The 10,700-nt window shown below is 64.3% G+C and carries 4 protein-coding genes; 2 read left to right on the forward strand and 2 right to left on the reverse strand.

What is annotated here, in order from left to right; all coding sequences use genetic code 11:
* Positions 1 to 169 precede the first annotated feature (169 nt).
* Positions 170 to 1,120 (forward strand): LysR substrate-binding domain-containing protein, encoded by a 951-nt coding sequence (locus AC6I6U_RS16380; RefSeq protein ID WP_497882942.1) that lies wholly within the window; start codon positions 170 to 172, stop codon positions 1,118 to 1,120.
* Between the two features lie 33 nt (positions 1,121 to 1,153).
* Here AC6I6U_RS16380 and adeC read toward each other — a convergent pair whose 3' ends face one another.
* Both adeC and AC6I6U_RS16390 read right to left on the reverse strand, forming a co-directional pair.
* The gene (gene adeC / locus AC6I6U_RS16385) at positions 1,154 to 2,593 is read right to left on the reverse strand and encodes an AdeC/AdeK/OprM family multidrug efflux complex outer membrane factor (RefSeq protein WP_497883044.1); all 1,440 of its coding nucleotides are present in this window, start codon (positions 2,591 to 2,593) and stop codon (positions 1,154 to 1,156) included.
* A gap of 71 nt (positions 2,594 to 2,664) precedes the next feature.
* Positions 2,665 to 3,465 (reverse strand): helix-turn-helix transcriptional regulator, encoded by an 801-nt coding sequence (locus AC6I6U_RS16390; protein WP_497882943.1) that lies wholly within the window; start codon positions 3,463 to 3,465, stop codon positions 2,665 to 2,667.
* A 495-nt stretch (positions 3,466 to 3,960) separates the two neighbouring features.
* On the opposite strand from AC6I6U_RS16390, the gene AC6I6U_RS16395 reads away from it, so the two are divergent.
* On the forward strand, positions 3,961 to 10,362 hold the full coding sequence (locus tag AC6I6U_RS16395) for an amino acid adenylation domain-containing protein (protein WP_497882944.1): 6,402 nt from the start codon (positions 3,961 to 3,963) through the stop codon (positions 10,360 to 10,362).
* Positions 10,363 to 10,700 lie beyond the last annotated feature (338 nt).

A 10,700-nucleotide genomic window follows, 5' to 3' on the forward strand; every position in this document is an offset into this window, starting at 1 on the left:
TGAGTATTTTGGAGGTCGCAGGCCGATAACGGAGATTCATGAGGCTACTCACTGCGTGCAGGTGGATTTTTCTGCACCGCTTTTTATAGTTAGGTAGTTCTCTTATGTACGTTCGGAATTATCCAGTAGTTCTTTATCTTGAAAAAACAGAAAATAGGGATGGGTAAGGATGAGTATTTATCATGATCCGTCTGGTGAAGTTCTAAAGCGACTGCCGCCGCTTTATGCGTTGCGCGCTTTCGAGCTGGCCGCACGTTTCAGTTCTTTTACCGCTGCGGCGGATCATTTATGTATTACCCAGAGTGCCGTGAGCCGGCATGTTCGAACTTTGGAGGAACATTTCGGTTGTTCTTTGTTCGAGCGTAAGGGACCTAAGATTTTCCTGACCGATGCTGGCCGGTTACTGGCGCAGGAACTGAAAATCGGTTTCAGGATCATTGAGCAGGCCTGTATCTCCACGGCACGTCAGGAACAGACGTTGCGACTCAAGGCGCCGTCGACGTTGACCATGCGCTGGTTGTTGAATGTATTGGACGGGTTCAATGAGTTGCATCCCGATGATCAGGTGCAACTGACCAGCGAATGGATGGATGTCGATTTCGTCGACTTCGAGGCCGAACCTTTCGATTGCGCGGTATTGCTCGGCTCGGGTGTTTTCCCGGAAGACTGGAACTACGTGAAGTTGTTCGACGAGTGGCTGGTTCCAGTCTGCTCCCCGCAATTGATCGAACGTCTTGAGTCAAGGGGCGACCAGGTTTTTTCTGCCGGGTTGATTCATCCGTCCAGGGATCGCCGCGACTGGCAGCGTTGGCTGGAGAGTGCCGGGCTGATCGGCTCGGTCTCCTGGCAGAAAGGCAAGATACTCGACACGCTGGAGTTGGGCATTTCCGCCGCGATCCAGGGACACGGCGTTTCAATTGGCGACCTCGCGCTGGTCGGCGACGAGTTGCTCAAGGGGGCGCTGGTGTTGCCGTCGAAAAAAGCCGTGCGTACTGGCGACAGTTACTACATGGTGTGGCCCGATCGGGCCCGGGATAACAAGATGCTCGGTATGCTCAAGAGCCATCTCTGTGAGAACGCACCGAAAATCGATCAGCAGGATATGGAATTTCTCGGCTGAGGGGCGGGGCCGTGACCCGGCCCGCCTGCGGTTTCAGTGTGGCGAATCGGACAACGCCAGGTCGGCCGGTTGTGCCCAAGCACCTCCGAGTGCGGTGTACAGGTTGACCTGGGCGACCAACTGCGCCAGTCGGTCGTTGATCAAACCCTGCTGGGCTGTGAACAGGGAACGTTGGGCATCGAGAAACACCAGACTGCTGTCGACACCGGTGCGATACCGACGCTGGGCCATGTCGTAGTAGGTTTGCGTTGCATCGACCAGGTCGCGTTGGGCGCTGAGTTGTTCGTTGTAGGTCTTGCGTGCCGCCAGGCCGTCGGCAACTTCCTGGAAGGCGGTCTGGATGGATTTTTCATACTGCGCCACCAGGATGTCCTTCTGCAGCTTGGCATAATCCAGGCTGGCCCGCAGGTTGCCGGCGTTGAAGATCGGCAGGCTGATCTGGGGCTGGAAAGTCCAGGCGCCAGAGCCGCCCTTGAACAGGCCGGACAGCTGGTTGCTCGACGTCCCGGCAGTGCCGGTCAAGGTCACGCTGGGGAAGAACGCCGCCCGAGCCGCGCCGATGTTGGCGTTGGCCGCCTTGAGCTTGTACTCGGCCTGGAGGATGTCCGGGCGCCGCTGCAGCAGGTCCGATGGCAGGCCCGCCGGCACCTGCGCCACCAGCTCGTTGGCCAGGGGCAGGCCGGGCAGGGTGTCCGGTACCGGCCCGCCGACCAGCAGGGCCAGGTTGTTCAGGTCCTGGGCGACCTGGCGCTCGTAACGTGCCACGCTGGCGCGCGCACTTTCGACGCTGGTCCGGGACTGAAGTGCATCGAGCGTCGACATCTTGCCGGCGTCGCGGCTACGTTCGGTCAGGCGCAGGCTTTGCTCGTCGGCATCGAGGGTCTTGCGGCTCAGGGCCAGCAGTTCCTGGTCCGCTCGCCAGGTCAGGTAGGCATTGGCGACGTTCGCCACCAGGCTGATATGGGTGCTGCGGCGGGCCTCCTCGGTGGCCAGGTAGTTGGCCCTGGCCTGTTCGGTCAGGCTGCGCACTCGCCCGAACAGATCCAGTTCGTAGGCGCTGATGCCGAGGTTCGCCGAATAGGTCGAGGTGATCGCCGACTTGCCGGTGCCGGTCAGGCTGCCGGGAACGTGCTGGCGGGTGCCGCTGCCGTTGGCGGAAACCGCCGGGAACAGGTCGGCCCGCTGCAGTCGGTATTGCGCCTGGAAAGCTTCGACGTTCAACGCGGCCACGCGCAGGTCGCGGTTGTTGTCCAGGGCGTTGGCGATGAGTTGGCGCAGCGATGGATCCTGGAACAACTGCTGCCAGTCGGCGCCCGCCGCGATACCGGTGTCGGTTGCGGACAGCGGCGCGTAGGCCGGTCCCGACGGATACTGTGCGGCACTGGGGGAAGCGGGCTGGTGATACTCCGGTATCAGCGAGCAGCCGCCTAGCACCAACATCATGCCCAGCAGGGCGATCGGCAAGTGCTTCATCGGCTTGCGCCATGGGCGGACCAGGCGGGCGGCCGTCCGGGTGAAACTCAAGGATGGAGGGAAGGGGCGGTTCATGCTCTGGCCATCCACCGCGCGAGTCCGTGTCGGCCACTGACCCCCAACTTGCTCGCGGCTCGCTTGAGGTAGGTCTCGATTGAACTGTTCTTGACGCAGAGCTGTTCGGCCAGGCGTGGAATGGTGCCGCCGCTGAGGAGGCCGAGACAGACTTCCTTTTCCCTGACCGAGAGCATGACCTGCTCCAGCGTCAGTCGCTCGTCGAAGGCCTGCTCCAACGGTTTGTGTTCGAGGTCGCCTCCAGCGCTGGGCGGGGTATTCATCTCCGCTCTCGCGGCGGTGTGCCGGCTGATCCAGGCGTGACGCTCGGTCAGTGGCAGCAGGGTATCGGAGAGGTTCTTGAGGAACGACAGTTCACTCAGGGAAAACACCGGCCGCGCTTGTGGGCGGCAAAACGAGATGACCCAGCGCCGGTTGGCGGTGCGCGATACCAGGTTGCACTGGTGACGCGTTTCCCGGGAGCCTTGAAGGCGGGCGTTCATCTGGATCAGCAGCGAGTCGTCCATCTCGGTCATCCGTTCCAGCAGCGGGTTGTTGTCGGGATGGTGCAGCGCAGGCGCCGGCGGAGGGTCCTGCTCGAGGGCGGCGCAACCCAGTGGCTTGATATCGAGCACGCTGGCTTGGCGCTCGTCGAGTGTCCACTCGCTGAGTTCAACCAGGTCCACTGGCACCAGTTTGTCCACCAGGCGCAGCATGTTCGCGGCGAAATGATCGTTACCGGTACTGGAAATCAGCTCGCCCAGTTCACAGTAGAAATGGGAACTTTCAAGGTTCGTCATGCTGCTGCCAAGACTCATATCGTCATCATCCTTGAGCCGGACCCGGGCGGGAGCGCTCTGGCGTCCGTGTTTGCAAGCAACCCCTTCTCCCTGAAGAGGACTACAGACCGGATTTAATCTTATACATCTGCCTTGCGTCTGTAGTGGAAAACCGGGACACAAAATGACATGGAAAAATGCCGGGTTAAGCGGGCATTTCTCCGGGGAATCGGCGCTTACTCAAGGTTTACGCTGTCTTGCTGTGGTTTGTAATGCACTGTTTTTTAACGATTATTTAAATTTGTCTGATCGTCAGACAGAATCGCCTCACCCAAGTTGTAGCTGATTTCCTACAACAATTCGGGTTGATGTACTCGGAAAATTCGAGCAAGCCGTGGTTGGCGAATCCGTCCACACTGGCTCGGATGGGTGTGTCAGCGATCTGCTCCCTGTCGTGTTGTCCCCGCCAACAGCGCGTTGTGATCGAGTGATCGGCGCCTGGGTTTTTTCGAGTCAATTCAACGAGAAGGATCTATGGACAGGTTTTTTTCAACGGCCGCCGCCGAGGCTGCCTGCCCGGCTTCCGTGCCTTACCCGCTGACCGCAGCCCAACAGGATATCTGGCTGGACCAGTCGAGCCGGGGCGATTCTCCGTTGTACAACATCGGTGGCTACGTCGAACTCGGTGGCGCGGTGGATCCCGAGTGTCTGCGCCAGGCGATCGACAGCCTGGTGCAGCGTCACGATGCACTGCGCACGGTGCTACAGCCCGGTGCCGACGGCCTGCCGCAGCAGCGGTTCGTCGAGCGGCTGGCGGTGCAGGTACCGCTGTATTGCTTCGCCGACCATGCCGAGCCGCTGGCTGCCGCCCGGGAACTGGTCGAGCAGCAGATGGCCCAGGTCTATCCGCTGGATGGTTCGCCGCTGTTCCGGTTCTTCCTGATGCGCTTGCGTGATGACCACTACCTCCTGGGAACCCAGGCGCACCACCTGATTCTCGATGGCTGGGGCTTCGGTCAGATGCTCGCTGACCTGGGGCGGATCTACAGCGCCCTGATGCAAGGCGAGGAGGTCGGCGAAGCGGCGGCCTCCTATGTCGATTTTATCCAGGAAGACCGGCTCTACCAGGCGTCGCCGCGTTACCTGCGTGATCGTGACTACTGGCTCGACAAGTACCGCACGCTCCCCGAACCCATGCTCCAGCCTCGGCATCACGAGCGTCCGGTTGCCGGTACCCCGCCTGGCGACAGCGTGGTACAGGCCGTCCCCACCGCACTGCTCCAGCGCATGAACAACCTGGCGAAGGCCTGCCAGGCCTCGACCTTTCATGTCTGGCTGGCCGCCCTATATGTGTGTTTTACCCGCAGCCACCAGCGCGACGAGTGGGTGGTCGGGTTGCCGATCCTCAATCGTACCCATGCCCGGTTCAAGGCGACCCTGGGGTTGTTTGCCCAGGTCAGCCCGGCGCGCCTGGCATTCCCCGACAGCATCCCCTTCGGCGAACTGGTCCGGGGTATCGGCCAAGTGCTGCGACAGGACCTGCGCCATCAGCGTTTTCCCCTGAGCGAACTCAACCGCGGCCTCGGCCTGCTGCGCGAGGATCGGGCGCAACTGTTCGAGGTATCGGTGTCCTACGAGCAGGATGACCATGACTACCGCTATGGTCAGGTGCCAGCCCACACGGTGAAGGTCTCCAACCGCCACGAATCGATGCCGCTGGCGATTCACCTGCGCAGCAATCGCTTCAACGACCGGGTCTGGATGCACTGCGTCTACGACGCGGCGTACTTCGACGCGGGTGAGGTCGAGGCGCTCGCCGGGCGCATCATTCATGTCCTGGAACAGGGCCTGGCCGCTGTCGAAATGCCCCTGTCGGCGTTTTCCCTGCTACCGCCGCAGGAGGCCCTGCGCCTGGCGCAGTGGAACGACAGCACCGCCGAGTACCGCCACGACGCGACCATCCACCAGCGTATCGAGGAGCAGGCCGCCGCCCGTCCCGAGGCCGTGGCGGCCGTGCACCAGGGTCGTTCGCTGAGCTATGCCGAGCTGAACCGACGGGCCAATGCCCTGGCCGCCCATTTGCAGGCGCAGGGCGTGCGCCCTGACGACCGGGTTGCAGTCGTCGCCCGACGCGGGCTGGAGACGCTGGTGGCGCTGCTGGCCGTCCTCAAGTCCGGGGCCGCCTACGTCCCGGTCGACCCGAGCCATCCCGACGAACGCCTGCGTTATCTGCTCGAAGACAGCGCGCCGGTGGCGGTACTGGTCCAGGCCGAACTATTGGCGCGCCTGTCACGGTCATCGGTGCCGCTGATCGAACTGGACAGCGATCGCTGGCAGGCCGGCAGCGAGGCCAACCCGCAGGTGGCCGGACTGGGCTCACGGCACCTGGCCTATGTGATCTACACCTCCGGCTCCACCGGGTTGCCCAAGGGCGTGATGGTCGAACACCGTACGCTGTCCAACCTGGTGGACTGGCACAACCGCGCCTTCGACCTCGGTTCCCACAGCCAGGTGTCCAGCCTGGCCGGGTTCGGCTTCGACGCCATGGCCTGGGAAACCTGGCCGACGCTGTGCGCGGGCGCGACCCTGCACCTGGCGCCAGCGTCCCAGGGCGCCGAGGACATTGACGCGCTGCTGGCCTGGTGGTGCGCGCAGCCGCTGGACATCAGTTTCCTGCCCACTCCAGTGGCGGAGTACGCCTTCAGTCGCGGGCTGGAGCACCCGACCCTGCGCACCCTGCTGATTGGTGGCGACCGCCTGCGCCAATTCAACCAGGCCCGGCGTTTTGCCGTGGTCAACAACTATGGCCCGACCGAGACCACGGTGGTCGCCACCTCCGGCACCCTGTCGCCCGGTCGGGTACTGCCGATCGGCCGGCCGGTGGCCAACACGCGGATCTATCTGCTCGATGCGCACCGGCGCCTGCTGCCGATCGGTGCCACCGGCGAGTTGTACATCGGTGGCACCGGTGTGGCGCGGGGCTACCTGAACCGCGCCGAACTGACCGCCGAGCGCTTTCTTGACGACCCCTACGGCGACGAGCCGGGGGCACGCATGTACCGAACCGGCGACCTGGCGCGCTGGCGCGAGGACGGCAGCCTGGAGTACCTGGGGCGCAATGACGACCAGGTGAAGATCCGTGGGGTACGGGTCGAGCTGGGCGAAATCGAGGCAGCGGTGTCCAGTCATCCGGCGGTGCGCGAGGCGGTGGTGCAATTGCGCGAAGGGCGGCTGCTGGCCTGGTTCATCGCCGACGAGGCGCTGCCAGCGCAGGCCCTGCACGGCCATCTGCAGGGCCATCTGCCAGGTCACTTGCTGCCGAGCGCCTATGTGCAGCTTGAAGCCTGGCCCCTGACCGCCAACGGCAAGCTTGACCGTCGGGCCCTGCCGGCGCCGACTGCCGATGCATTGGTCAGCCGCGAGTATCAGGCGCCCGAAGGAACGGTCGAAGCCACCCTGGCACGGATCTGGGCCGAGTTGCTGCAGGTCGGCCGGGTAGGGCGCCAGGACCATTTCTTCGAACTCGGTGGCAATTCGCTGCTGGCCGTGGCGCTGGTCGAGCGCATGCGCCAGGCTGGCCTGCAGGCCGATGTACAGGTGCTGTTCCGCCAGCCGACCCTGGCGGCGCTGGCGGCCTCTGTGACAGAGCACCAGGCCATCGAGGTGCCGGCCAACCGGGTCGCCGCCGATTGCCGGCACATTACCCCGTCGATGCTGGCGCTGGCGGAGCTGGAGCAGGATGCCATCGACCGGATCGTCGCCGGTGTCCCCGGTCTTGCGGCCAACGTGCAGGAAATCTATCCGCTGGCGCCGTTGCAGGAAGGGCTGCTCTATCACCACATGACCGCCACCGCGGGCGATCCCTACCAGCAATATGCGTTGTTCGCCTTCGATGACCGCCAGCGCCTGGAAGCCTTTGCCCAGGCGCTGCAGGCCGTGATCGCGCGGCACGACATCCTGCGCACCAGCCTGGCCTGGGAAGGCCTGGAACAACCGATGCAGGTGGTCTGGCGCGAGGCGCCGTTGCCGTTCGAAATGATCGGGCCGATGGCCGGAGAGGGCGATGTCGCCACGCAGTTGCTGGCCCGCTTGCATCCACGCCAGCAGCCGCTGGATATCCGCCGCGCGCCGCTGCTGGCGCTGGCTGGTGTCGAAGACCCCGGCCAGCGGCGCTGGCTCGGCCTGCTGCGTTTTCATCACTTGGTCAACGACGCCACCTCCACCACCTTGCTACTGGCGGAGATCGAGGCCCACATGCAAGGCCAGGCGCAGCGCCTGGCGCCTTCGGTACCGTATCGCGACTACGTGGCGCAGGTCCGCCTGGGTGGCCGGGAGGCCGGGCATGAGGCGTTCTTCCGCGAATTGCTGGGCGATGTCGATGAGCCGACGCTGGCCTTTGGCATGCAGCGCCGCCAGGACGACAGTCACGACCACGAACGTATCGAGCGTGCCGTACCGAGCGATCTCGGCCAGCGCCTGCGCCACCAGGCGCGGCAGTTGGGGGTGAGTCCGGCGAGCCTCTATCACCTGGCCTGGGCGCAGGTGCTGGGCGGCCTCTCGGGGCGCGACGACGTGGTTTTCGGCACCGTGCTGCTGGGGCGATTGCAGGCCGGCGCAGGCGCCGGGCGCGCCTTGGGCATGTTCATCAACACCTTGCCGCTGCGCATCGGTCTCGGTGGGCGTAATGCGCTGGACGGCGTCCGCCACACGCACGAGCGACTCAGTGCCTTGCTGGCCCACGAACAGGCGCCCCTGGCCCTGGCGCAACGTTGCAGCGTGGTGGCGGCCAATACACCGCTGTTCAACAGCCTGCTCAATTATCGCCACACCGCTGAACTTGGCCGGGGCGACAGCTTGCCAGGGGTCGAACTGCTCGACAGCGCGCAGATCATCAGTTACCTGGTGATGCTCTCGGTCGACGATCTGGGCGACGACTTCCGCCTGGCCGCCAGTGCACCGGCGAGCCTGGGCGCGGCGCGGGTGCTGGACTATCTGCAGGCGGCCCTGGAAGGGTTGGCGGATGCCCTGGAGCAGGCACCGCACACGCCGCTGAATCGCCTGTCGATTTTGCCGGCGGTCGAGCGTCGGCATCTGCTCGAAACACTCAACGCCACCGCCTTCGACCACCCGCTGGAACAGTGCATCCAGGCGCTGTTCGAGGAGCAGGTACGGCGGACTCCGGACGCTGTCGCCCTGGTGGCTGGCGAGCGGCACCTGAGCTACCGCGAACTCAACGAACGGGCCAACCAGTTGGCCTGCCATCTGCGCCAGCATGGCGTGCGGCCGGATGCGCGGGTGGCGATCTGTGTCGAACGTGGCCTGGAACTGGTCATCGGCCTCTGGGCCATCGTCAAGGCTGGCGGTGCCTACCTGCCACTGGACCCCGGCTACCCTATCGAGCGCCTGGGCTACATGCTGCAGGACAGCTCGGCGGTAGCGGTGCTGGTGCACCAGGCGACGCGGGATCTGCTGGGGCCGGTGAGCATTCCGCTGATCGATTTCGACAGCAACACCTGGCAGGACCAGCCGGTGGAGAACCCGTGTATCGCCGATCTCGGCCCATCGAACCTGGCCTACGTGATCTACACCTCCGGCTCCACCGGCACGCCCAAGGGCGTGGCACTCGAGCATCGCGGGCTGTGCAACCTGGTGCACTGGAGCTCGCGGCTGTGCCCGGACATGGGCAATACCGGGTTGCTGCAGAAGGCACCGTTCAGTTTCGACGGTTCGGTCTGGGAGTTCTTCTGGCCGTTGACCACCGGCATGCGCCTGGTGCTTGCACGGCCTGACGGCCATCGCGACCCGGATTACCTGGTGCGGGTGATCCGCGAACAACGGATCCGCGTGATCAAGTTCGTGCCGGCGATGCTCCAGTCATTCCTCGAGCAGGAGCAGGTCAGCCAGTGCACCAGCCTCACGGACATGTTCTGCGGTGGCGGTGAATTGACGGCGGCGCTGGCCCAGGCGGTGCGCGCCCGGTTGCCATGGGTACGGCTGCACAACGTCTATGGGCCGACCGAGGCCACCGTCGACAGTACCGCCTGGACCCTGGAGCCGGACACGTCGATACCGGCGCTGCAACTGCCGATCGGCAGGCCGATCTGCAATACGCGGGCGTACGTCCTCGATGCCCATGACCGGCCGGTGCCGATGGGCGTGAGTGGGCAGTTGCACATTGGTGGGGTTGGCGTCGCCCGTGGCTACCTGGGCCTGGCGGAGCTGAATGCCGAGCGTTTCATCGACAGTCCGTTCGTGGCCGGCGACCGCCTGTACCGCACGGGCGACCTGGTGCGTTACCGTCCGGACGGCAACCTCGAGTTCCTTGGCCGCGACGACTTCCAGGTGAAGCTGCATGGCCTGCGCCTGGAGCTGGGTGAGATCGAGTCGGCGCTGCTGGGGCATGGGGCGTTGCGCGAAGTGGCGGTGCTGATGCGTGACGAGCGGCTGGTGGCCTACTTCACGGCACGGGTGCCCGGCCAGGTGCCGACTATCGAGACCTTGCGCGGCTACCTGCTGGGGCATCTGCCGGACTACATGGTGCCTTCGGCCTACGTGCAACTCGACGCCCTGCCGTTGAGCCCCAACGGCAAGCTCGACCGCCGGGCGTTGCCGGCGCCGGGCCAGGACGCGGTGATCAGTCGGGACTACGAGGCGCCCCAGGGCGCCGCGGAAATCGCCCTGGCCGAGATCTGGGCCGAGGTCCTGAAGATCGAGCGGGTGGGGCGCAATGACCACTTCTTCGAGCTGGGTGGGCATTCGTTGCTGGCGGTCAGCCTGGTGGCCCGGATGCGCAAGGCGGGGCTGAACGCCGATGCACGGGAGGTATTCAACCAACCGACGCTGGCGGCGCTGGCGGCCAAGTCCGTCGGGCACATGCAAAAGGTTGAGGTGCCGGCAACCACCATCCCGACCCTGAACCGCAAGCGCCGCCTCTAGCGGCGTGATCGAGGCCGCTTCCGCTCGGTGGGGGTGGCCTTGTCGTGGGCGACATCCTGGCGATCCGCTACAGGCAGCCCATCCCTTTTTGCCGAGCGCCCGACAGCGTACGGGACGTGTCCCCGCTTCCCGTGTCAGACACCTCCATTCGGATGTTTTAGCTTTTCAAATCAGTGAAGAAGTAATGGCTTAGTGCCTCTATTTTCATCCAGACCCGCTGTGCAGAGCCGCCTCCAGATGCCGCTCCGCCAGTACCAGGGCGCGCGATACCGGTACCACGTTGCCTTTGAAAATGGACTTTCTCGTCAACCGTTTCCGAATTAAAAGCAGGTCTCACA

The sequence above is a fragment of the Pseudomonas sp. UTLPPB19802 genome, assembly GCF_059730225.1.